This window comes from Marinobacter bohaiensis, assembly GCF_003258515.1.
GTDB classification, from domain to species: Bacteria; Pseudomonadota; Gammaproteobacteria; order Pseudomonadales; family Oleiphilaceae; genus Marinobacter_A; species Marinobacter_A bohaiensis.
The window spans coordinates 392,215-413,650 of the sequence record NZ_QGEH01000002.1 but is presented as its reverse complement, the minus strand read 5'-3'; the positions used below and the strand labels follow the sequence as shown (position 1 = coordinate 413,650).

Genomic DNA, 21,436 nt, shown 5'->3' with positions numbered 1-21,436 from the left:
GAAATAATTATCGAGGAACACACCGGCATAGAATAATTCTATGTATGTATTCTAAATATCATCCTGCATGATGTACGTGCGACTACCTACCCCGTTAAAGAGAGTTGGTAGTCTGAAATCATAAAAAAAGGTGATGTATTGAATTTCAAATTTTGATTAGTTTTGGCAATAATTAAGCGTAAAACTATTGGGCCTCGACGGAATCGCGCCGCAGGCGGTGCGATCGCTGCAGGAGGACCCAATGAGAAACAGACGGCTAGCCGGGTTGCTCGCGACAGTACTCTTCCATCCGGTGCTGTCGGCGGCCCCGCAGACGGACCCATCATCACCCGCGGTGGCGTTCGCCCCCCCCTCTGAGCATGGCGGCCCACAGGCCTGGGCCATCTCTTTCGACAACGACCTGTTGGCCCCGCGCCACACCGACCGCGATTACACCGCCGGTTTCGCGCTGACCTACGCCGGCAGGCAGGGCGTCGATCACTGGCGCCCACTGGACAATACCCTGGGCTGGGTGGACCGTTCGCTGGGCCTGGATCGCGCCCTGCCGGACATGGACGTCCACACGCCGGCCATCGAGTTCGGTGTCTACGGTTTCACGCCCGAAGACATCGACCAGGCCAATGTCGTCCACGGCGATCGCCCATACGCCAGCCTGGTGTACCTGAGCAACAGTCGCTCCTACGTGAACCCGAAGACCGGTGATGGCTGGACCTCGTCGCTGACGCTGGGGATGCTGGGGCTGGATGTCTTCAAGGGCGGCCAGAACGCGGTGCACCAGGTGCTGTCCAGCGAGAAAGCCCGGGGCTGGGACCACCAGGTGTCCGATGGCGGCGAGCCCACACTGCGCTATTCCCTGGCCTATCACGACTACCTGGACATCAGCACGCCGTCGTCCAAGTTCAAGGCCACATACTACGCGTCGGCCGGTTACCTGACCGAGGCGGGGGTGGCGCTGACCTTCCGGGACGGGCTGATTTCATCCCCGGACAACCGCTTCAACCCGGAGCTGACCGCCTACGGCGAGCGGGTCAACGAAACCAGCGCCGGTCAGGCGCGGGAGAGCTATTTCTGGGGCGGTGTGGCCCTCAAGGCGCGGGCCTACAACGCGTTTCTGGAAGGCCAGTTCCGCCACAGCGACTACACCATTGATCGCAGTGATGTGCGCCCGCTGCTGGCGGAGGCATGGCTGGGCTATACCCACTCCCTGGGGCAGGGTTACAAGCTCAGTTACGTAGCCCGGGTGCAAAGTTCGGAAGTGGACGGTGGCGACGCCGACCGCACCCTGGCCTGGGGCGGGCTGATTTTCAGCAAGACCTTTAACTAGTGCCAAGGGACACGAGTGCCGGGGGACCGAGTTGCCCCGCCCGCCTCAGCCGGAGCTGGCTGTTTGTCCGGCCTCCGCCATGGCATCGTTCAGATCGGCCCAGCGCGCCTTGGTCACCCGTTCCACCAGGTCCCGCATCCAGATAATGCTTGGATCCCGGTCGTGTCGGGTGTGCCAGATCAGGTAGAGACTGGTGCGATCCACGTCCAGTGGCGGCGATGTCATCCAGATGCCGTCCTTGAAATCCTCGTCGTAGGTGGCGATGTCCGGAATCGTCGCGATCAGGTCCGAGGTGCGCAGCAGTTTGGGCACCGCCGGGAAATGATTGACCGTCACCGCCACCCGCCGTTTCAGACCCTGGCGGCTCAGGGCGGAATCCACGATATTGCGCGCCGTGCCGGCCATGGACACCATCAGGTGCTTGGCCGCGATGAAGTCGTCCAGGCTCAGCGGCTGGCCCGCCAGAGGATGGTCGCTGCGCATGGCCAGGGTCTGGTGGCTGTCGAACAGCCAACGGCTGCGCAGGCTGTGGTCGTGCTCGGTCAGCATGCCGATGGCCATGTCCACGTGGGCCTGGCGCAGCTGGTTGAAGGCCGTCTCGGTGGCGTAGGGCACCGCGTGGAGGTCGATGCCCGGCGCGCATTCCTCCAGCTCGCACACCAGCGACTGCCAGATCAGCTCCAGCGTGGCGTCGGGAATGGCGATGCGGAATTCCCGCTTGGATTCGCCGGGATCGAAGTGGCTGTCGCGCACGGCGTTGGACAGCTCGTACATGGGGCTGCGCACCTGGTTCCAGAGGCTGAGCGCATACGACGTCGGCTCGATGTTGCGGCCTTTCTTGATGAACAGCGGGTCGTTCCAGATCTGACGCATGCGCGCCACCGAATTGGAGACCGCCGGCTGGGTCATCGACAGCCGCTCCGCCGCCCGGGTAATCGACCCTTCCGTCATAATGGCGTTGAATACATACAGCAGGGTCAGTTCCTGATTCTTCATTCCGGGTCTCCTGGGAACAAGCGCTTGAGCGGAGTGCCAATACGCCACGGCGATCACCGCATCACCAGCCGTGATGTCCACTATACGGCGTCGCAATTAGTCCGAGCCAGTGACCTGCGGCATCATGCCCTACATCAGCCAAGTCACAGCAGTGGAGCCGGGGTGTGAAAAACCTTGTCCGCGAGGTGTCCGATCGCGAATTTGCCGGGGCCATCAGCCACCGCAAGAAAACCGTGGTGGTCGAATTCTGGGCCCCCTGGTGCGGTCCGTGCCACACGCTCAAGCCCACCCTGGCCGGCTTGGCCCATGAATTTGCCGACACCGTGGATGTGGTGTCGGTGAATGTGGACCTTAACCCGGAAACGGCCAGCGCCCTTGGCGTCAGCAACCTGCCCGCCCTCATCGTCTTTCGAGAGGGGCTGGCGGTCGCCCGCCGCACTGGAGTTGCCTCCCTGGGTGAACTCAGGTCCTTTTTAGCCGAAGCACTGTAATCCCCCTGTTGGAGCAGCCCCGTCGCTGCTCCTTTTTTTGTGCCCTGTTCATTCGCTTCTGTTCTGTAGGCTGTGGTCCGGGTGCGACTGCGCCGGCTTTGTCCTCCTCCCTCAGCCCGTTGTCTCGATATCCCTTGCCCTGATGCCCAGGCTCGCCAGATCGTCAGCGTCCGGCGCCACCACGTTATCGTCCCGCATCAGAATCAGTTGATCCCGCGTCAATGGCGGCGACGGCAGCAGTGACAGCAGAGTGGCGCCCGCGAACCAGAGGGCAAACGGCACCGGTAGCAGCGGCCTTCGGCGTCCGGTGTGACGCAGGGCCAGGCACACCAACTGGCGATAGGTCAGGATTCGGGCACCGCCCAGCTCGTAGATCCGTCCCCGGCAGGTCGGCTCGGTAAGGCTGTTCACCACCGCTTGGGCCACGTCTTCGACGTGCACCGGTTGCAATCGGGTCTGGCCGCGGCCAAACAGGGGAATCACGGGCAGACGGGTCAGCTGTTCCAGGGTGCTCATCAACCCCCGGTGACTGCCGAAGAGGGCGCTGGGGCGCAGCACGATGGCGTCCGGGAAGACGGCGCGCACGGCCTGCTCGCCGCGCCCGCGGGCGCTGACGTAGCGAGATGGAGAGGCCGGGTCGGGATTGAGGCCGGACAGGTGAACCAGCGTCGGAATGCCGCGCTGCCGACAGGCCTCGGCCAAATGACGGGCGCCGGTCACGTGGACACGTTCGAACGTCAGCGTGGGCGGTTTTTCCACATACAGACTGACGGCATTGACCACGGCGTCGGCGTCCACCAGCGCCTGCGGGAGCGATGCCGGATCGTTCAGGTCCGCCGCCTGATAGCTGGCCGATCCGGAGGCGACCGGCAAGGTTGCCGGCTGGCGGGCCACGATCCGGACCCTTAACCCCGCCCGCAGGCACCGCAGGACAACGTGGGTTCCCAGATAGCCGGTGCCGCCGAATACGACGATTAACGGTGCAGTCATGGGATTCAAGATAGTCCCGGGGAGCGCCGTCTGGCCAGGGCTGTGACGGCGCCGTTCGGCTTAGCCCGGGGAATCCTGCAGTGACGGCTCGGCGGCGCGCGCCGGGGTCACGGTCCGGTCGCCGCCGGCACGTTTGGCGTGGTAGAGCATGTCGTCCGCCCGGTGGATACACTCCTCGGCGCTTTCCCCGGGGGCCGCCGTAACGAGCCCGAAACTCAGGGTAACCGACACCGACTGCTCCTGGCGGCGTACACGCTGGCGCTGCAGGGCCGTGCGAAAGCGCTCCAGCGCGGCAAGGGCGGTGTCCTCGGATGTTTCCGGGAAGGCAATCATGAACTCATCGCCACCCCAGCGACACAGGCAGTCCGAACGGCGAAAGGTGCCCAGCAGGGTCATGGCGATGGTTTCCAGAACCTCGTCGCCGATCTCGTGTCCGTGGCGGTCGTTGACGTCGCGGAATCGGTCGATATCGCCCAGGGCGATGCAGAAAGCCCGGTCCTGGCGGTCGTGTCCGGCGAAGGTCTGGCCCAGGAACTCGTTGGCGAAGCGCCGGTTGTACAGACCGGTGAGCGGATCCCGCGTGGCCATTTCCATGAGCTGGTATTCCTGGGCTTCCTTGGTGGTGCGCACCATGACCATCGCCAGTACCAGCGGGAAGGCCGCCGTCATCACGTTGATGAAGTACAGCAGCGGGACATAGTCGGCAAAGGCATAGCGGTATGGAACGCCGCCGTAACGCAGCTGCAGGTAGGCGAACAGGGCGATACAGGTGTAACCGATCACCGCGGCCTGCCGCGGCAGCAGGCGTGGGTTCATGATGGCCAGGCAGGCTACCGGCCAGAGATAGAAATGGAAGCCGCTGTCCGCGCCCAGGATCGACACCGCGAGAAAGGCATGCCCCGCGGTTTCCAGGCACATCACATAGATTGCCTGGCCATGCCGGCCGCGCCGGTTGAGCCACCAGGCCAGCAGCCAGGCCGCCACGCTGGCGACATTGAACAGTGCCAGGACGGTGCTGCCGATCAGGCCGAACAGGAAGATCAGTCCGGCGTGCAGTACGGTGGCGACCAGCGCCGTGTTATGCAGCACCGCGTACTTGCGGTAGTTTTCAATACGGACGCTGGCGGGCTTCGGGCGCAGGCGATAGGCTTGTGATACAGGCATTGACAGCGTTAGCTCATGGGTCTTGTTTTGGAGTCAGTATAGCGTTGGCAGAACGCGTTCACAGTAGACCGCGGCCGAAGCGTTGGCCATGGTAAACGCTTCGTCGGGATGCTGCGAACGCCAGTCCGCCCAAGCAGGGTAAGAACGCCCCCAAGCCCTGGAGTTCCGCCCACAGGAGGTGACAGATGCTGAAGGTAAAACTGGAGCGGGAAGCGGGTATCGCCGTGCTGGAACCGGAGGGGGCACTGACCCCGGAGGATTTCCAGTACGCGGCCCAGGTCATCGATCCCTACATCGAAGAGAACGGCCCCCTGCCGGGGTTGCTGGTGCATGTCCGGTCTTTCCCCGGCTGGGCATCGCTGGCCTCGATGCTGTCGCACCTGCGTTTCGTCCGCGACCATCACCGTCAGGTCCGGCGCGTGGCTCTGGTCACCGACTCCGGGGTGCTCAATGCGGCGGAAACCCTGGGCAGCCATTTCCTGGCCGCCGAAATCCGCACCTTCGGGTACGATGAAATGGAACAGGCGCGGGCCTGGCTGCTGGCCGCTGACCGCGCGGCCTGAACGTACAACGGAGCCGCCTGATGCAACGTCTCGCCGACGACCTGTGGATCGTTGACGGCGATACCGTCACCTTCCACGGTTTCCCCTACAGCACGCGCATGACCGTGGTGCGCCTGGACAACGGCCAGCTCTGGCTGCATAGCCCGATCCGCCTGACCACATCGCTGCAAGCGCAGCTGCATGCCCTGGGACCGGTGGCGCACCTGGTTGCACCCAATCATCTGCACCACCTCTTCCTGGCGGACTGGGCTGAGGCCTGTCCCGACGCCCGGGTATACGGCACCCGGCAGGTGATCGACAAGCGCCCGGACGTCCACTTCGACGAGACCCTGGGCGAGCATCCGCCCCAGGCCTGGGCGCGGCAGATTGACCAGGTCCTGTTCGACGGTTCGCGGCTGATGAGCGAAGCGGTTTTCTTCCACCGCGCCAGCCGCACGCTGATCGTCGCCGACCTGATCGAGAATTTCCCGGAAGGCCACTTCAACTGGTGGCAGCAGCCCGTGGCCCGGTTGGCCGGCATCCTCGCGCCCCATGGCAAGACGCCGCTGGACTGGCGCCTGAGCTTCAACAAGCACAAGGCGCAGGCCGCACTGGCCCATATCAAAGCGTGGGCGCCGACACGCATCGTCATGGCCCACGGCGAGGTGGTGGCGGAAAAGGACAACCAGTTCCTCAACGAGTCGTTCGACTGGTTGCAGTGATCCGGCTCTGGAGTTTCCGTATGAACCGCCATGAACGCCTGATCGTCTACTACGACGGAGCCTGCCCGCGCTGCCGGGCGGACCGGCGTCGCTACGAGCGCTGGGCCGGCGCCCAGTCCGTCACCTGGTACGACATCACCGGCCAGGATGCGGAGCTGCGCGCTCTGGGCATCGACCCGCGCCAGGCCCTGCACGAACTCCACGTGCAGGACAGCGCCGGCCACATCCATCGCGAGCTGGACGCCTATCGCCTGCTGATGGCGCGGGTTCCGCGTCTGCGCCCGTTGGCCTGGCTGTTGGGGCTGCCGCTGGTGCGTCCGCTGCTGTCCCGGCTGTATCGCGACTGGGTGCGACGCCGCCTGCGTCGGCAGGGACGGGCCTGAGTCGACGGGCGTTGTCAGCGGGGGCGGCGATTGCCGATAATGCGGGCAACGACAGGCAGAGAGGTGAACGATGGCGAAATCCCTGCAGGAACAGTTGATGCAGGCCGGACTGGCGGACGAGAAAAAGGCCCGCCAGGTGCGTCAGGAAAAGCGCAAGGCCCGCAAGCAAAAGCAGCCGACGGACGCCGAGGCGGCGGCCCGCAAGGCCGCGGCGGACAAGGCGCGTGCGGAAAAAGTCGAGCGGGATCGCGAGATCAACCGTCAGCGTCAGGAACAGCAGGCGCAACAGGCCCGCCAGGCGCAGATCCGGCAGATGGTCGATCAGCACGGCGTCGCCCGGGACAAGGGTGAGACGGCTTACCAGTTCGTGGTGGGCACGAAAATCCAGAAGATCTACGTCAGCGCCGAGCAGGCGGACAAGCTGGCCCGTGGCCGTCTGGCCATTGCCGTGCTGGGGGAGGATTTTCACCTGATCCCGGCGGACACCGCCCGCAAGATCCTGGAGCGGGACGCCGAGATGCCGGTGATCCTGCACGATCCCAAGGCGGATCAGCCGGATGAGGACGATCCCTACAAGGACTACCAGATCCCCGACGACCTGATGTGGTAACGGCGTAGAGCCGGCGTCGGCCGGTCGTTCCACTTTCCGCAACATCATGTCTCGCCCCGCCGTCCCTGACGGGCCGGGGTTTTGTGTATCTTGGCGGAATCGATGTTTATGAGATCGGTTCTCAACAAATACACCAAGGAGACATTCATGAAGGTAAGACAAACCCTGGCCGCCGCGGCGCTGGCTCTCGGCGCCAGCCTGGGCCCGGCGGCGGTCGCCGCCCACGACCTGCCACGCGTGGTGAGTTTCGACTTCGGCAGCCTCGACACCCTGGATGCCCTGGGCCTGGGCGATCAGGTGGTCGCCGTCCCCAAGGGCGGCCTGCCGGATTACCTGTCCCAATACAGCGGCGATGCCTACCCGGACGCCGGTAACCTCAAGAGCCCCGACGTGGAAGCGGTGCGCGGAGCGGCGCCGGACCTGATCCTCGTCACCGGCCGTCAGGGCGACGCCGTGGAAACGCTGGACGAGATCGCCGAGACGGTCAATGTGGGTCTGGAAGACGGCGCATACCTAGAGGCGGTTTCCGCCAACGTGCTGAAGCTGGCCGAGCGTTTCCACGCCCGGGATCAGGCGGAGACGGCGCTGGCGGAGCTTCGGGCGGTTGTGGAGAAGCAGCGCGATCGCATCGACGAAACGCAGGACGTGCTGGTGGTTACTCACAACGACGGTCACTTCGGCCTGCGTCACGAGCCCGTGGTCTACGACCTGCTGGGCCTGGCCGAGCCGGTGGTCCCGGACGACGTGGAGTCGGTTACCCGCGGTACCCGCACCTTCACGCCGCTGACGCCGGACGTCATCGCGCGGATGGCACCGGATCACCTGATGATCGTCGACCGCAGCGCCGCCATCGGGGCCGGTCAGGTCGATCTCGATGCGTTGAAGCAGCAGCTGGGTGGCGCGGTGCCGGCTGTCACCGTGCTCAACCCGGGCCTGTGGTACCTGTCCGGCAATGGCCTGGAAAGCGTTCGCCTGCAGGTTGAAGAAGTGGTACAGGCCCTCTAAATCGAACTGCGTCTTTCTTGATTGGCCGTGCCCGGCGTTATTCGACGCTCGGGTGCGGCGTTTTTGCCGCCCCTCTCGTTCGATTCTCCTTCCCCACCCGCCGCACGTTCACCAGCATCGGGCTGCCGCAGGCCGGGTCCGGCACTACTTGGCAGTTCACCCCGTAGAGTTCCCGCACCAGGTCTTCCGTCAGTACGTCCGAGGGCGCGCCCTGGGCGATGATGGCGCCTTCGCGCATGGCCACCAGCTCATCGGCGTAGCGACAGGCGCTGACCAGGTCGTGCACCACCATCACCACCGTCTTGCCCTGCTCCGACAGCTCGCGGATCAGCTCGAACACTTCGATCTGGTGGCCCAGGTCCAGGGCGGAGGTGGGCTCGTCCAGCAGCAGCAGGGGCGTCGACTGGGCGATGGCCATGGCGATCCAGGCGCGCTGGCGCTGGCCGCCGGACAGGGTGTCCAGGGAACGGTGACGCAGGCTCTCCAGGTCGGCCGCGACCAGCGCCCGCTCCACCGCGTCGCGGTCGTCGCCGGACCACTGGCGCAGCCAGCCCTGGTGGGGCTGGCGGCCGAAGCGGATCAGGTCGGACACGGTCAGGCCTTCCGGCGCGGCGTTGTCCTGGGGCAGCAGGGCGATCTCCTGGGCCACTTCCCGCGACGGGCGCCGGTGGATGTCCTTGCCGTCCAGCAGAACCACGCCGTTGGACGGGGCGTGGACCCGGGCCAGGCCGTTGAGCAGGGTCGACTTGCCGCAACCGTTGGGCCCGACGATGGCCGTGACCGCCCCGGGTTTGAGGGTCAGGTCGAGATCGTCGATGATCGTGTGCGGGCCGTGCGCCAGGCCCAGTGCGCTGGCCTGCAGATCGATCTGCCGGAACGGGGTGGCCAGGAAATGGCTCATAGATGACTCCTCGGGGAACGGCGCAGCAGAATCCACAAGAGGTAAGGACTGCCGACGATGGCGGTGACGATACCGACCGGAATTTCGATGGGGGCGAGCATGATCCGCCCCGTCAGGTCCGCCAGCACCATGACGATGGCGCCGGCCAGGGCCGAGGCCAGCAGCGGCACGCCCCGGTAGCGACACAGCGCGCGTGCGGCCTCCGGGCCCAGCAGCGCCACCATGCCCACCGGGCCGGCCACGGCCACCGCCAGGCCGGTCAGCACCACCGACAGGAACAACCCGGCGAAGCGGACCTGGCGCAGGCGGATGCCGAGACCCACGGCCACCTGGTCGGAGAACTGCAGGATGCGCAGGTAGCGCCCCAGGTAGATCGCACCCATGAGACCCAGAGCGAGCCCTGCGCCCAGAATGGCCGTGGACAGCGGCTCGCGGGCGTTGAGGCTGCCCACGGTCCAGGGATAGGCCGCGTTGGCGGTGTCGATCGCCACCCGGCTCAGCATCACTTGGGTCACCGCCCCGGCGACGGCACCAATGCCCAGGCCGGCGACGATGAAACGATACCCCCGGGTGCCGCTGCCGCCGGCCAGGCCGAACGCCAGGGCGGTGGCCGTGGCGGCCCCGGCCAGAGACATGGCCGAAGGGGCGATGGCGATGCCGGCGCTGACCACCGAAGCGACAGCAAAGGCCGTGGCGGCGTTGTCGATGCCGATGATGCCGGGGGTGGCCAGCCGGTTGCGCGCCAGGGTCTGCATCAGGCAGCCGCTCAGAGCCAGGGCCGCGCCGGTGGCGATGCCGGCCAATACCCGCTGCAGGCGCAGTTCCTGCACCACGAACTGGCTCATGGTGGCCCCCTGGCCCATCAGCGCGTGCAGGGTTTCCAGCGGCGACAGTTTGACCGTGCCCAGCGACAGGGAGGCCAGCGCCGCAACGATCAGCACGATCAGCAACACTCCGTTGACGGCGACCGAGCGCTTGTCCAGCAGCAGGTTCCAGCCTCGGGCGGTGGTCGAAAGGCGCAGGCGCCAGTAGCCATCGGGGGCGGGCGGCCGGTCGGTGGGCCGGGGCATGACGGGGTGGGACAGATCCATAGACTGTTCAGTGACCGGTTAGAGCGAAGGGAGACGACGGGCGCGGACAATGGCCAGCAGCACCGGGGCGCCGATCAGGGCAGTCAGCACGCCCAGCGGCAGTTCCGTGGGCGCGGCGATCAGGCGCGACAGCACGTCCGCGCCGATGACCACGATCGGACCGATGGGCAGACACAACCACAGGGTGCGGCGGATATCCGGACCGGCCAGGGCGCGGGCGGCAAACGGCACCACCAGGCCCACGAACACGATCGGCCCGGCCATGGCGGTGGCACCGCCCACCAGCAGCGCCACGGCGATCACCACCAGCAGGCGGATACGCCCCGGGCGGTGCCCCAGGCCCACCGCCACCCGCTCGCCCAGCGCCAGGGAAGCCAGCGGGCGGGCGATCAACAGGGTGATCAGCGCCGCCACACTGAACGACGGTATGACCCGCATCAGTGAATCAAGGTTGCGGCCGGCGACGCTGCCGGTAACCCAGAAGCGGATCTCGTCGGCGGCGCGTTCATCGAACAACAGCAACAGGGATGTGAGCGCGATCAGCAGGCTCGACAGCGCGGCACCGGCCAGCACCAGGCGGATCGGGTCGTTGCCGACGCCCTGCAGGCGCGCCGCGCCCAGGGCGAACAGGCAGCCGCACAGGGCGCCGAACTGGGCCACGGCGACGGTCAGGGTAGCGGCGCTGGCGCCCAGCACCAGGGCCACGGCGACGGCAAAGGCGCTGCCGGCACTGATGCCCAATAACCCGGGCTCGGCCAGGGGGTTGCGCGCCACCGATTGCATCAGCGCGCCGGCGATGCCCAGGGCGATACCCACCGCCAGCCCCACCAGGGTGCGCGGCAGGCGTAATTCGGTGACGATGAAACGGGCCTCGTCGCTGCCCTGCCCGGCCAGTACCTGGATGGCGTCGGCGGGCGATACGGAGCCCGCCCCCAGTAGCAGGCTGGCGAGGCAGACCCCCAACAGCAAAAATCCCGTCGCCAGCAGCAACGGGATCAACGGTTGGCGCAGACGGTATCTGCGCCTTGCGGCGAATAGCCTGGACCGCATTACGAATTACCGGGCATCGGGCAACTGGCTCTCAATGGTGTCGAGGATGGATTGCGCCGCCAGCGGGCCCGTGGCGCTGGTCCAGATCTGTCCGTCCACCGGAATCACGTGGCCTTTCTCGACCACCGACAGGCGGTTGTAGGCCGGCGATTTCTCGGCGGCGGCGAGGGCGTCGCGGCCTTCGGTGTTGAGGGTGGCCAGGAACAGCCAGTCGCCGTCCATCAGGTTCAGGTTCTCCTGGCTCAGCGGCGAGCTGTGCGGGCGGTTGGCCTTGACCGCACCGGCGTCGCCGACGGTGAAGCCGGTGGCTTCCAGCAGGCCGGTGGAGAACAGGGTCGAAGCCATGATCAGCGGGCCCTGGGGCATCCAGCGGGCGAGTACTGCGTCGCGTTCGTCGGCCGGAATGCGCGCCTCGACGGTCCGGGCTACCTCGGCGATATGGGCGTCCACGTCCGTCAGGGCCTGCTGCATCTCGTCTTCCTTGTCCAGCGCCTTGGCGAAGAACTCGGCTTCCGCGCGCCAGTTGTCCGGTTTGAAACCGCTGGTGGTCGGAACCAGGGTCGGGGCGACTTTCGACAGCAGGTCGTATTGCTCTTTGGGCAGTCGGGAGGACGCCAGGATGATGTCCGGCTGCAGGGCGACCACGGCTTCCAGATTGGTTTCGCGGGCGGTGCCGACGATGTTGATGCCGTCGGCGCGATCCTGCAGATAGGTGGCGACGCTGTCGCCGCCGCGGGTCATGATCGCGCCCACCGGTTCGACGCCAACCGCGTAGGCGCTGTCCAGGGCGCCTTCGTAAAGAGTGACCACACGCTCCACATCGCCGTCGACCGTGACCGGGCCGTAGGCGGTGTCCAGGGTGCGGGCTTCCGCAAAGGCATGCCCGGCGCCAAAGGCCATGGCGAGGCTGAAAACAAGGCTGAGCCCGCGGCGGGCCGGATGATTCGATGTCATAGTGCTGATGTTTCCCATTCGCGTTTGGAAAGCCTGCGGGCCTATCCTACCAGAAGCGGCCGGATAGCGCGCCGCAGGCGCCGATCTTTACAGAGTCCTTACGTCGGTTAGAAACCGACGTTCAGGGCCAGCCAGTAGCGGCGGCCGTCCTCGGTGTAGCCGTACTCGTCATAGTTCACGTCCTCGTCGAACAGGTTGTAGACGCCAGCCTTGATGGTGGCCTGCTCGGTGACGGCGAAGGTCAGGCCGCTGTCGACGAAGGTGTAGGACGGCGCGATGGTGGAGCTTTGTGATGGTCCGGTGGTCGGGTTGCTTTCCTCGCCACGGTAAGTCACGCGCAGCCACGGTTTGACGCGATTGGAGGCCTCCCAGTCCAGGCCCAGGGTGGCCAGATGTTTGGGCAATTGGGTCAGCGGCTCGCCTTCGTACTCGCCGGATTTCTGTTCGGAATCGGTATAGGTGTAGCTGACGTTCGCCTCCAGGGTGTCGGTCAGCGGCGCGCCGAGGCTGACTTCCACGCCCTGGGTCACGGCCTCGTCCACGTTGATGCGGTAGGTGGGATCGGAACCGAACTGGTTGGGGCCGGCGTCGCAGATCGTCTGCGGGCAGGCGACGCGGGTGATCTTGTCGTCGAAGTCGTTGTGGAACACGGTCACCGAGCCGTTCAGGCCGGTCGCGAAATCGTTGTAGTGCAGTCCGATTTCCTTGTTGAGCGAGGTCTCCGGTTCCAGATCCGGGTTGCCGTAGACGTTACCGCCGCGGCTGGTCTGGCCCCAGTCCGGCGTGATTTCCCGCAGGCTGGGTGCGCGGTAGCCGGTGGAAACGCCACCCTTCAGGGTCCAGGCTTCGGCGAAGCGCCAGACGCCGTAGAGACGTGGGCTGATGTTGCTGCCGTAGTTCTCGTCGTCGTCCATGCGCACGCCGCCGGTCAGGGCGAAGCTGTCGGTCATCTGCCATTCATCCTCGGCGAAGACGGCCCAGCGCTCGTTGTCGATCTCGGTGCGGTCGGAAATCTGGTTGGATGTCTGGTCTTCCAGCTCCTCTTTCTCAAAATCGGCACCGACGGTGGCGGTGTGGTTGGCGATGGGCACCACCAGGCTGGTCTTGGCGACGGTGTTGGTGATGGTGATTTCGCGCGACTGGTTTTCGGTTTCTTCGCGTTGCACGTAGCTGTCACTGGTGCCGATGGCCCAGCGCCCCGTGTGGCTCAGGGAATAGTAGCGACGGATGTGCTTGTTGTCGGAGTCGGTACAACCGCCCCGGCAGCCGTCGGCCTGGCCGGACACGCCCACGTTGGAGCGGCGGCGCTGGTCGGTGACGCCGGCTTCCAGCACGAAGTCCTGGTCCTGGGTCGGAGTAAAGGACAGGCGGGCCGTGGCGCTCTGCAGGTCCTTTTCTTCATAGCCGTTGATGATCTCGTCTTCTTCCCGGCTGTACTGGCGACCGTACACCTGCAGACCCACCAGGTCCTCAACCAGGGCCCCGCCGATGTTGAAGTTGGCCTGCTGGACGTTCCCGGAGTCCTGATCCTCCTGGTAGATGGTGCTGATCTCCACGTTACCGGTCCACTCGCGCGGCACCTTGCGGGTGATCACGTTGATGACACCGCCGATGGCGTCGGAGCCATACAGCGTCGACATAGGCCCGCGCACCACCTCGATCCGCTCGATGGACGCCAGCGGTGGCAGCCAGTCCTGCTCGAAGCCGGCGGAGCCGTTGGGTCGGCTTTCCCGGCTACCCTGGCGTTTGCCGTCAACCAGCAGCAGGGTATAGCTGGCGCCCATGCCGCGCATGGAAATGTCAGCGCCGTTGTCGCCGGCACCGCCGCCGGTCACGATCACGCCCGGCACGTCGCGCAGGGCGTCGGTGATGTCTTCATAGGAACCGCTGTTCAGCTTCTCGCTGTCGATTACGGTGATCGACGCGGGCGCGTCGGTGACGTCCTGCTCAAAGCCGGCGGCGGTCACGACCAGCGGGGCCAGGGTGGTGGAATCGTCGTCCGACTCCTGGGACCAGGCCTGACCGGGGATCATGGCCAGACTGGCCAGCGTGGCGGCACTGACGGCTGCGGCGAGGTTTTTTTGGTGTAAAGGCATAGCGTCTCCAGCACAGGAATTGCAAAAACAGGGATTGCAAAGAATCTGTAAATTTTCATAAATGATAATAATTCGCGTTCATGGTGGGCAGGTGATAAAGTCGAACGCTTTGTTGCAGATTCCGGAACGGGGGTGGAAAACCAATGTTTGATCTGAAGGAGCTGGAAGCGTTTGTGGCGGTCATCGGCTCCGGCAACCTGTCGGCCAGCGCCCGCGATCTGGATCTGCCCAAGTCGACCCTGAGCCGGCGCATCCGTCAGCTCGAAGCTAATATCGGCCAAAGCCTGCTGCGACGGGAATCGAACCGCCTGAGCCCCACCGAGGCCGGCCAGGTGTTCTACCGCTACTGTCACGAGATCCTGGAGCTGGCCGGAAGGGGGCAGGATGCCCTGGAAGAGCTGCGCGGTGAGGTGCGGGGTGAGCTGGTCCTGCGTTCCCACAGCGCTTTTACCCGGGGCTGGTTTACGCGCCAGGTGGAAAGCTTCATGGAGCGGCATCCGGAGGTGAAGGTGGTCCTGCGCACCCAGACCGAACCGCCCCGGGGCGATCCGGGCGATGATGTCTGCCTGTGGCTGGGGCCCCTGCACGACTGTCCGATGCGACAGATCCAGTTGGGCAGCCTGAGCCAGGGCATCTATGCCAGCCCCGAACTGCTGGAACGCCACGGCGAGCCGCGCCATCCCCGTGAGCTGGCGCGTTATGACTGGGTGGACATGATGGGCGTGGCCTCCGACGGGGTCATCCTGCATCACCCGCGTGAGGGCATCTATCCCCTGAAGCCGTCGCAACCGTCCTTCCGCGTCGACCAGTTCACCCTGCAGGGCGATGCCATCGTGCGCGGTCGCGGGTTGGGCCTGATGCCGCACTGGCTGGTAGCCCTGCGCAACCGGCATCACCCCGGCGCCATGCAGCTGTGCCTGCCGGAATGGCTGGGGCCGGCCCTTCCCGTCTGGCTGGTGCATTCGCACGGCCAATTGCCGCGCCGTACCCGCGCCCTGATCGAGCACCTCAAGGCCGGGGTGCCGGAAGCCTGGAATACCCGGCGCGTCCTCGAACCCGTTTATTAACGGCCCTCATCCCCACGATATCGGGTAGGCAGATCTACGTATTATTGGTAGCTGGCTAACTAAAATTATAAATTGTTAGAATGGTGGCTTATATTAGCTTGCTACACTAATGATTTGTAAGCGACCAGATGCGTCGCCAGCCCAGGAGGACACCTCATGTCCGAAGCCAACACGGACACCCGTCTTCCCGGTCACGACGATCTGACCCTGTCCATCCATACCGACCTGAAACCCTCGCTGGGCGGTGCCCTGGGGCGCCTGCACCGACTGTGGCGGCGTGCGATCACCGAATCCGTCGCCGATCTGGGGATGACGGAGAGCCGTTGGGCGGTGATGGTGCACCTGGTGAAGATCGGCGAAGGCTGCAGCCAGCAGCAGCTTGCCCGGGAGCTTGAAATCGAAATGCCGTCGCTGACCCGCACCCTCAACCAGCTGGAAGAACTCGACCTGCTCGAACGCCGGCCCGACCCCCACGACCGCCGCGCTCACCGCCTGTGGCTGACCGAGACCGGCCGTGACCGGGTGGCGTTGATGGAACGTCGGATCCTGGATGTCCGCACCGCGATCTGCGAGGGCGTGACCCAGCAACAGGCCGATGTCTTTGCCGACCTGCTCACCCTGATGGAAGCCAACGTGCGCCGCCACCTGGAGCAGGACCAGAAGGAGAATCCCCTACCATGACGCCGGATCAGAAGTTTGCCCGGTGGGTCCACCTGTCACTGGTGGCCTTTGCGGTTGTGTTTGTCTATTTCCTCATGGCCGACCTGTGGATGCCGCTGACACCGCAGTCCCGGGTCATGCACCCGGTTGTCCAGGTGGCGCCCCAGGTGAGCGGCCAGGTGGCCAGCGTTCACGTACGCAACAACCAGCATGTGGCGGTGGGCGATCGGCTCTTCACACTCGACCGGCGACCGTTCGAGCTGGCGGTGGAACAGGCCAGGCTGGCGCTGGAGTCTGCCAGCGTGCAGAACGATGAATACGACGCCGCCATCGCCGCCGCCGAGGCTGACCTGGCCGCCGCCCAGGCCGAGTCCGAGCAGGCCGAACGCGATCACCGGCGCATGCAGCGTCTGATCAAACAGGGCGGTGTGTCCCGGCAACAGGCCGACCAGGCCCGTTCCGCCTACGACGCCGCCCGCGCCCAGGTGGCGGCAGCTCGCGCCAAGGTCCGGCAGCTGGAAGTGCAGCGCGGCGTCACCGACGACCAGAATCTGCTGCTGCGCCAGGCTCGCAACGATCTGTCCCAGGCCCAGCTCAACCTGAGCTACACCGAGATTCGGGCGGAAGAGCCGGGCGTGGTGTCCAATCTCCAGGTTCAGCCCGGCACCTACGCCAAGGCCGGTACGGCGCTGGCCGCTCTGGTGGGTGATCGTGCCGACATCGTGGCGGATTTTCGGGAAAAATCCCTGACCAAGGTGCAGCCCGGCGACACCGCCTCGGTGGTCTTCGACGGGCGCCCCGGTGACGTGTACCCGGCCCGGGTCGAGGCCATCGACGCCGGCACCGGTCAGGGCCAGATCCTGCCCGACGGCACCCTGGCCACGCCCCAGTCCACCGACCGCTGGGTGCGCGACGCCCAACGCCAGCGCTTGCATCTGCAACTGACCCGCGATCCGCAACGGCTGGAGCAGATGCCCTCCGGCGCCCGGGCCACGGTGCAGCTGTTTCCGGTCGACGGACCGGCGAGCTGGCTGGGTAGCGTGCAGATCCACCTGGTCAGCCTGCTGCACTACATCTACTAGGGGCCCTGCCGATGTCGCGCTTCAAGCCGGTCCTGATGGTCCAGAAGGCATCGATGAACGCCAACGATCTGCGACAGTGCCTGCGCATTGCCTTCGGCGGTATCATCGGCTTTCTGATCTGCAAGCTCAGCAACAGCAGCTACGGCGCGTTCTATACCGTCTACCCGATGCTGCTGCTGGGCATGGTGCCGATCATCAACGCCCACATCGTGCGCCAGTTCGCCGCCGCGGCCGGTCTGGTCACGGTGGTGGTGCTGGTGGTGCATGGCCTGTTCGGCGACAAGCCGGTGCCCATGGTCCTGATCGTGCTGGGCCTGTTCACCCTGTGCTTTCGCGCCATGTCGCGGGGATCCAACCTGCTGTTCGGGGCCCAGTGCATCGTCAGTCTCTCGATGCAGTTCAACTTTGCCAGCTACCCGTCGACGGACGTGATCGACCTGGCCCTGTCCAACGCCGGGGCCACGGCGACGACCATCTTCATCGCCTTCCTGATGCACACGCTGTTCCCGGATGTGGAACCGCGCCAGCCCCGGCAGATGGCGCAGAAACCGCTGAGTAACCAGCGTCACGAGGTGATCCTGGCCACCACCGTGTGCACCCTGTCGTTCGTGGTGTTCCAGGTCATGGACCTGCGCGGTTCCCTGTCGGCCCAAGTGGCGACCATCCTGATCCTGTTCCCGATGACCTGGAAAGGCGCCGGACCGGCCGGCTGGAACCGGGCCATTGGCACCCTGGTGGGCTGTAATTTCGGCCTCATCGTCCAGCTGGTGCTGATGAACCATTACACCACCCTGCCGCTGACCGCCTTCGGTCTCTGGCTCAGCCTGTTCCTGTTCGCCCGCCTGCACACCCTGGAAGGCGGCCTGTCGGCGTCCGGATTCAGCGCCCTGACCACCATGGCAATCCTGTTCGGCCAGTACCTGACGCCCGCGCACGACCTGATCTACAGCGACCTCTACCGCTTCAGTTCCATGGCCGTGGCGGTGCTGGTAACCCTGTGCCTGGTCTACCTGATGCACCACCTGCTCGACCGTTTCCCCGCCACCCGCCTGCAGTCGCTGGGGTAGTGTTCCGCCCGGTCGGATCGGCGGGATCGGGCGGTGCCTGACAGTCCGGTCACTTGACGTGTCGCCGATACCGGGCAACATGGAAGGCTGAATTTCATCGGATCCGGGAGTGGGGGCCTGGTGCGTGGCGCGACAATCGGTTTGGAAGCGGACCCTCCGCTGGCTGCTCTTCCTCGTGCTGGGGCTGTTACTGCTACTGCTCGGTCTGATCGCGCTGCTGCGCTTCGTCGATCCGCCCACCACGGCCTTCATGCTGGCGGACCGCTTCCAGCATCCGGAACGCCGCCAGGTGCAGAACTGGGTGGCGCTGGAGGAGATCTCGCCCTGGATGCCGCTGGCCGTTATCGCCAGTGAGGATCAGCGTTTCCTGCAACACTGGGGGCTGGACCTGGATGCGATCCGTACGGCGGTGGCGGATTATCGCGACGGCGACAATCTGCGCGGCGCCAGCACCATCTCCCAGCAGACCGCCAAGAACCTGTTCCTGTGGAACGGCCGTCAACTGGTGCGTAAGGGGCTGGAAGCGGGGATCACCCTGGGCCTGGAAGCGCTCTGGTCGAAGCGGCGCATCATGGAGGTCTACCTCAACGTCGCGGAGTTCGGCGATGGCGTCTATGGTGTGGAAGCGGCCAGTCTGCGCTATTTCGGCATCCACGCCCGCCAGCTCAGTGCCAGTCAGGCGGCGCGACTGGCGGCGGTGTTGCCCAACCCCAAGGCGTTGAACGCGGCGCGGCCCTCCGCCTACGTCTGGCAGCGGGTGGACTGGATCACCGGGCAGATGAGTCAGCTGGGTGGGCCGGCCCTGGTACGGCCGATGATTGGTACCCGCTGAGGCCCGCCCCGGCGAGACCCCGACGGCTGGTTTATAGTGTGAGGGAGCCAGTCCATCGCTCAACGCCAACGAACAGGAGACAGTGTGCTGCGGATTTCCCGCAATGTCGTGATCAGTGACGACGAAATCGAGTGGACCGCCATCCGCGCCCAGGGCGCCGGCGGCCAGAACGTCAACAAGACGTCCAGCGCGATCCACCTGCGTTTTGATATCCGCGCTTCGTCGCTGCCGGAGGTCTACAAGGAACGCCTGTTGGCCATGGCCGACCAGCGCATCAGTAAGGACGGGACCCTGGTCATCAAGGCACAACAGTACCGTACCCGGGAACAGAACCGGGAGGATGCGCTGGCCCGGCTGCAGGCACTGTTGCAGGCGGCCGGCGAGACTCCCAAGGCACGCCGGGCCACACGCCCGTCGCGCTCTGCCAAACGCAAACGCATGGACCGCAAGACCCAGCGCGGCCGCACCAAGGCCCTGCGTGGCAAGGTACAGGTCTGAAAGTAAGGTGCAGATCTGAGAGGCACAGGTTGGCCGCTGCTGTCACGGGGCGGTCATCGATCCGTGAATAAATGGACCAGCAGGAGACAACAGGATGAATCGCGGCGCTAAGCGTATGTTCAAACGGATGAGCCAGTGGACGGGCATCAGCCTGGTACTGGGAGCCTTGGTGCTGGCCAGCGGCTGCGCCTGGTTGCAGGGGACCTCCGACATGAAATTAATCGACGGCACGGTCACGTACCGGGAGCGCATGATGCTGCCACCCGGTGCCGATGTGACCGTCACCCTGGAAGACGTGTCCCTGGCCGACGCGCCGGCGCACGTGATCGCCGAAACCCGCTTCAAGGCCGACAGTGCCCCGCCCTGGAATTTCCAGCTGGCCTACGATCCGGACGACCTGCTGCCCAACCGTCGCTACAGCCTGCGCGCCAAGGTGACGGTTGAGGACCGGCTGATATTCATCTCCACCCAGGCCAACCCGGTGGATCCCGTGGCCCAGACCGAACCGGTCGACATCGTGGTGTCCCGCACCGGCGGAACCATCGCCGACGAGGCGCGTGCCGACACGCCCGCCCACGGCCTGGTGGGCACCTTCTGGGAACTGACCCACATCGGCGATGACGCCATCGACCGGGAGAGCGACAAGCGCAAGCTCAACATCGTCCTGGATGGCGAAGACGACCGCGTTTCCGGCTTCTCCGGCTGCAACCAGTTCTCCGGCGGTTACACCCTGACCGGTGACCAGCTCCAGTTAGGCCCGCTGGCCTCCACCATGATGGCCTGCTTCGAGGGCATGGAGCGCGAGCAGGCATTCCAGAACGCACTGCAGAAGACGGCCCGTTACGAGCAACAGGGCGCACGATTGACGCTGTTCGATGCCAGTGGCGCCGTGCTGCTGAAGTTTGTCTCCGGCGATCAGCTCTGATCATGACCGCCGCCGTCCTCAACATCACCAACGGCGATCGGGCCCTGGAGACGTTGCAGGACGCCGGGGTCACCGGTGAATGGCTGCCCTGGCGCGACATCCTGCACGAAGGGCCGGTCCCGGCCGGCCTCAGTCTGACCGAACTGTCCGCCTGCCGCGCCCGGTTCATCGCGGAGCGGCATTGGTCAACGCCTGAGCAGGTGCAGGCGGATTTCGCCGAGCGTGATGCCCTGTTGGCGGGGTGTGGACGATTCGACGCCGTGCGGCTCTGGTTCGAGCATGACCTGTACGACCAGCTTCAGTTGCTGCAGGTGCTCGACGCCCTCGCTGAGCGGCTGCCGGCGAACACCGCGCTGACGCTGTTGTGCGCGGACGAATACCTGGGCGAGGGCCGGGACGGGATGCGGCCGCGTTTCGAGGCGTTGGAAGCGCCGGTCAGCCGGGCACAGATCCAGTTGGCCCAACGCGCCTGGCGGGCGTTCCGTGAGCCTGACCCCGAGGCCTGGGTGCATCTGCTGGATGAAGACACCACCGCCCTGCCGTATCTCGACGGCACGGTACGGCGGGTGCTGGAGGAATACCCCCAGCCCGGTACCGGGCTGTCGCGCACCGCCTACCATGCCCTCAGCCTGATCGCCCAGGGCGAGAACCGTTTCAGCCCACTGTTTGCCGAATACCAGAAAACCGAGGATCGCCGTTTCCTCGGGGACCTGGGGTTTCACTGGCTGCTGGACACCCTGGCACAGGGTGACGCCGCTTTGCTGGCCACCGGGGGGCCGCAGCCGCCGGTGATCGATCCGCGCCAGACCTACGAACTCACCGATCACGGTCGGGCGGTCATGGCGGGCCGCGCCTCGGCTTATCCGCTGCTCGTCGATGGGCGCTGGATCGGTGGCGTCGAGCTGCGCCCGGAGCGCTTCTGGGAATGGGATCCGGCCGCCGGGTTACTGATCCCCCGCAGTGTCACGACGGCGACCGGTTGATCG

At 65.6% G+C, this 21,436-nt stretch carries 23 protein-coding genes; 15 read left to right on the top strand and 8 right to left on the bottom strand.

What is annotated here, in order from left to right:
- The first annotated feature begins 241 nt into the window (after positions 1–241).
- On the top strand, positions 242–1,324 hold the full coding sequence (locus tag DKK67_RS14585) for a lipid A deacylase LpxR family protein (RefSeq protein ID WP_111497222.1): 1,083 nt from the start codon (positions 242–244) through the stop codon (positions 1,322–1,324).
- 45 nt (positions 1,325–1,369) lie between these two features.
- Here DKK67_RS14585 and DKK67_RS14580 read toward each other — a convergent pair whose 3' ends face one another.
- Positions 1,370–2,320 carry a LysR family transcriptional regulator gene (locus DKK67_RS14580; RefSeq protein ID WP_111497221.1) on the bottom strand — a complete coding sequence of 317 codons (951 nt, stop codon included), beginning with the start codon at positions 2,318–2,320 and terminating at the stop codon, positions 1,370–1,372.
- Between the two features lie 164 nt (positions 2,321–2,484).
- Between DKK67_RS14580 and DKK67_RS14575 the strand changes: the two genes are divergently transcribed.
- Positions 2,485–2,811, top strand: a complete 327-nt coding sequence (locus DKK67_RS14575; protein ID WP_111497220.1) for a thioredoxin family protein — start codon at positions 2,485–2,487, stop codon at positions 2,809–2,811.
- 111 nt (positions 2,812–2,922) lie between these two features.
- On the opposite strand, the gene DKK67_RS14570 is transcribed toward DKK67_RS14575, so the two are convergent.
- A complete protein-coding gene (locus DKK67_RS14570) occupies positions 2,923–3,801 on the bottom strand; it encodes a complex I NDUFA9 subunit family protein (RefSeq protein ID WP_111497219.1) in 879 nt (292 codons plus the stop codon).
- Between the two features lie 60 nt (positions 3,802–3,861).
- Complete coding sequence (locus DKK67_RS14565) at positions 3,862–4,965, bottom strand: GGDEF domain-containing protein (protein WP_111497218.1); 1,104 nt, start codon at positions 4,963–4,965, stop codon at positions 3,862–3,864.
- Positions 4,966–5,150: 185 nt separating this feature from the next.
- Here DKK67_RS14565 and DKK67_RS14560 point away from each other — a divergent pair, with 185 nt between their 5' ends.
- From DKK67_RS14560 to DKK67_RS14540, 5 genes are all read left to right on the top strand, one after another.
- Positions 5,151–5,528, top strand: a complete 378-nt coding sequence (locus tag DKK67_RS14560; protein ID WP_111497217.1) for a SpoIIAA family protein — start codon at positions 5,151–5,153, stop codon at positions 5,526–5,528.
- A gap of 20 nt (positions 5,529–5,548) precedes the next feature.
- Complete coding sequence (locus DKK67_RS14555) at positions 5,549–6,229, top strand: DUF4336 domain-containing protein (RefSeq protein WP_111497216.1); 681 nt, start codon at positions 5,549–5,551, stop codon at positions 6,227–6,229.
- Between the two features lie 20 nt (positions 6,230–6,249).
- Positions 6,250–6,612 (top strand): thiol-disulfide oxidoreductase DCC family protein, encoded by a 363-nt coding sequence (locus DKK67_RS14550; RefSeq protein ID WP_111497215.1) that lies wholly within the window; start codon positions 6,250–6,252, stop codon positions 6,610–6,612.
- A 70-nt stretch (positions 6,613–6,682) separates the two neighbouring features.
- Entirely contained in the window at positions 6,683–7,222 is a 540-nt protein-coding gene (locus tag DKK67_RS14545) for a DUF2058 domain-containing protein (protein WP_111497214.1), read from the top strand.
- Positions 7,223–7,369: 147 nt separating this feature from the next.
- Positions 7,370–8,227 carry an ABC transporter substrate-binding protein gene (locus DKK67_RS14540; protein WP_111497213.1) on the top strand — a complete coding sequence of 286 codons (858 nt, stop codon included), beginning with the start codon at positions 7,370–7,372 and terminating at the stop codon, positions 8,225–8,227.
- Between the two features lie 37 nt (positions 8,228–8,264).
- Here DKK67_RS14540 and DKK67_RS14535 read toward each other — a convergent pair whose 3' ends face one another.
- From DKK67_RS14535 to DKK67_RS14515, 5 genes are all read right to left on the bottom strand, one after another.
- Positions 8,265–9,128, bottom strand: a complete 864-nt coding sequence (locus DKK67_RS14535) for an ABC transporter ATP-binding protein (protein WP_111497212.1) — start codon at positions 9,126–9,128, stop codon at positions 8,265–8,267.
- Entirely contained in the window at positions 9,125–10,219 is a 1,095-nt protein-coding gene (locus DKK67_RS14530; protein WP_228160646.1) for a FecCD family ABC transporter permease, read from the bottom strand. Before DKK67_RS14530 ends, DKK67_RS14535 begins: the two co-directional genes overlap by 4 nt.
- Positions 10,220–10,237: 18 nt before the next feature.
- Positions 10,238–11,182, bottom strand: coding sequence for a FecCD family ABC transporter permease (locus DKK67_RS14525; protein WP_265735512.1), 945 nt, complete (start codon positions 11,180–11,182; stop codon positions 10,238–10,240).
- A 93-nt stretch (positions 11,183–11,275) separates the two neighbouring features.
- The gene (locus tag DKK67_RS14520; protein ID WP_111497210.1) at positions 11,276–12,223 is read right to left on the bottom strand and encodes an ABC transporter substrate-binding protein; all 948 of its coding nucleotides are present in this window, start codon (positions 12,221–12,223) and stop codon (positions 11,276–11,278) included.
- 107 nt (positions 12,224–12,330) lie between these two features.
- Entirely contained in the window at positions 12,331–14,319 is a 1,989-nt protein-coding gene (locus tag DKK67_RS14515) for a ligand-gated channel protein (RefSeq protein ID WP_111497209.1), read from the bottom strand.
- A 143-nt stretch (positions 14,320–14,462) separates the two neighbouring features.
- Between DKK67_RS14515 and DKK67_RS14510 the strand changes: the two genes are divergently transcribed.
- The 8 genes from DKK67_RS14510 (at position 14,463) to DKK67_RS14475 (ending at position 21,433) form a co-directional block, all read left to right on the top strand.
- Positions 14,463–15,386 (top strand): LysR family transcriptional regulator, encoded by a 924-nt coding sequence (locus tag DKK67_RS14510; RefSeq protein ID WP_111497208.1) that lies wholly within the window; start codon positions 14,463–14,465, stop codon positions 15,384–15,386.
- 156 nt (positions 15,387–15,542) lie between these two features.
- Positions 15,543–16,067, top strand: coding sequence for a MarR family transcriptional regulator (locus DKK67_RS14505; RefSeq protein WP_111497207.1), 525 nt, complete (start codon positions 15,543–15,545; stop codon positions 16,065–16,067).
- Complete coding sequence (locus DKK67_RS14500) at positions 16,064–17,128, top strand: HlyD family secretion protein (protein WP_111497206.1); 1,065 nt, start codon at positions 16,064–16,066, stop codon at positions 17,126–17,128. The genes DKK67_RS14505 and DKK67_RS14500 overlap by 4 nt, the downstream gene beginning before the upstream one ends.
- Positions 17,129–17,163: 35 nt before the next feature.
- Positions 17,164–18,195 carry a DUF2955 domain-containing protein gene (locus DKK67_RS14495; RefSeq protein WP_228160665.1) on the top strand — a complete coding sequence of 344 codons (1,032 nt, stop codon included), beginning with the start codon at positions 17,164–17,166 and terminating at the stop codon, positions 18,193–18,195.
- Between the two features lie 124 nt (positions 18,196–18,319).
- The gene (mtgA, locus tag DKK67_RS14490; protein ID WP_111497204.1) at positions 18,320–19,027 is read left to right on the top strand and encodes a monofunctional biosynthetic peptidoglycan transglycosylase; all 708 of its coding nucleotides are present in this window, start codon (positions 18,320–18,322) and stop codon (positions 19,025–19,027) included.
- A gap of 84 nt (positions 19,028–19,111) precedes the next feature.
- Entirely contained in the window at positions 19,112–19,525 is a 414-nt protein-coding gene (gene arfB / locus DKK67_RS14485) for an alternative ribosome rescue aminoacyl-tRNA hydrolase ArfB (RefSeq protein WP_111497203.1), read from the top strand.
- Positions 19,526–19,619: 94 nt separating this feature from the next.
- Positions 19,620–20,450, top strand: coding sequence for a YbaY family lipoprotein (locus tag DKK67_RS14480; RefSeq protein WP_111497202.1), 831 nt, complete (start codon positions 19,620–19,622; stop codon positions 20,448–20,450).
- A 2-nt stretch (positions 20,451–20,452) separates the two neighbouring features.
- Entirely contained in the window at positions 20,453–21,433 is a 981-nt protein-coding gene (locus DKK67_RS14475) for a hypothetical protein (RefSeq protein WP_111497201.1), read from the top strand.
- Positions 21,434–21,436: the final 3 nt, after the last annotated feature.

What these genes read in the sequence shown, in the direction of transcription:
- DKK67_RS14585 (WP_111497222.1), top strand. Translation starts at nt 242, where the DNA reads ATGAGAAACAGACGGCTAGCCGGGTTGCTCGCGACAGTACTCTTCCAT.
- DKK67_RS14580 (WP_111497221.1), bottom strand. Translation starts at nt 2,320, where the DNA reads ATGAAGAATCAGGAACTGACCCTGCTGTATGTATTCAACGCCATTATG.
- DKK67_RS14570 (WP_111497219.1), bottom strand. Translation starts at nt 3,801, where the DNA reads ATGACTGCACCGTTAATCGTCGTATTCGGCGGCACCGGCTATCTGGGA.
- DKK67_RS14565 (WP_111497218.1), bottom strand. Translation starts at nt 4,965, where the DNA reads ATGCCTGTATCACAAGCCTATCGCCTGCGCCCGAAGCCCGCCAGCGTC.
- DKK67_RS14560 (WP_111497217.1), top strand. Translation starts at nt 5,151, where the DNA reads ATGCTGAAGGTAAAACTGGAGCGGGAAGCGGGTATCGCCGTGCTGGAA.
- DKK67_RS14555 (WP_111497216.1), top strand. Translation starts at nt 5,549, where the DNA reads ATGCAACGTCTCGCCGACGACCTGTGGATCGTTGACGGCGATACCGTC.
- DKK67_RS14550 (WP_111497215.1), top strand. Translation starts at nt 6,250, where the DNA reads ATGAACCGCCATGAACGCCTGATCGTCTACTACGACGGAGCCTGCCCG.
- DKK67_RS14545 (WP_111497214.1), top strand. Translation starts at nt 6,683, where the DNA reads ATGGCGAAATCCCTGCAGGAACAGTTGATGCAGGCCGGACTGGCGGAC.
- DKK67_RS14540 (WP_111497213.1), top strand. Translation starts at nt 7,370, where the DNA reads ATGAAGGTAAGACAAACCCTGGCCGCCGCGGCGCTGGCTCTCGGCGCC.
- DKK67_RS14535 (WP_111497212.1), bottom strand. Translation starts at nt 9,128, where the DNA reads ATGAGCCATTTCCTGGCCACCCCGTTCCGGCAGATCGATCTGCAGGCC.
- DKK67_RS14530 (WP_228160646.1), bottom strand. Translation starts at nt 10,219, where the DNA reads ATGGATCTGTCCCACCCCGTCATGCCCCGGCCCACCGACCGGCCGCCC.
- DKK67_RS14520 (WP_111497210.1), bottom strand. Translation starts at nt 12,223, where the DNA reads ATGACATCGAATCATCCGGCCCGCCGCGGGCTCAGCCTTGTTTTCAGC.
- DKK67_RS14515 (WP_111497209.1), bottom strand. Translation starts at nt 14,319, where the DNA reads ATGCCTTTACACCAAAAAAACCTCGCCGCAGCCGTCAGTGCCGCCACG.
- DKK67_RS14510 (WP_111497208.1), top strand. Translation starts at nt 14,463, where the DNA reads ATGTTTGATCTGAAGGAGCTGGAAGCGTTTGTGGCGGTCATCGGCTCC.
- DKK67_RS14505 (WP_111497207.1), top strand. Translation starts at nt 15,543, where the DNA reads ATGTCCGAAGCCAACACGGACACCCGTCTTCCCGGTCACGACGATCTG.
- DKK67_RS14500 (WP_111497206.1), top strand. Translation starts at nt 16,064, where the DNA reads ATGACGCCGGATCAGAAGTTTGCCCGGTGGGTCCACCTGTCACTGGTG.
- DKK67_RS14495 (WP_228160665.1), top strand. Translation starts at nt 17,164, where the DNA reads ATGGTCCAGAAGGCATCGATGAACGCCAACGATCTGCGACAGTGCCTG.
- DKK67_RS14480 (WP_111497202.1), top strand. Translation starts at nt 19,620, where the DNA reads ATGAATCGCGGCGCTAAGCGTATGTTCAAACGGATGAGCCAGTGGACG.
- DKK67_RS14475 (WP_111497201.1), top strand. Translation starts at nt 20,453, where the DNA reads ATGACCGCCGCCGTCCTCAACATCACCAACGGCGATCGGGCCCTGGAG.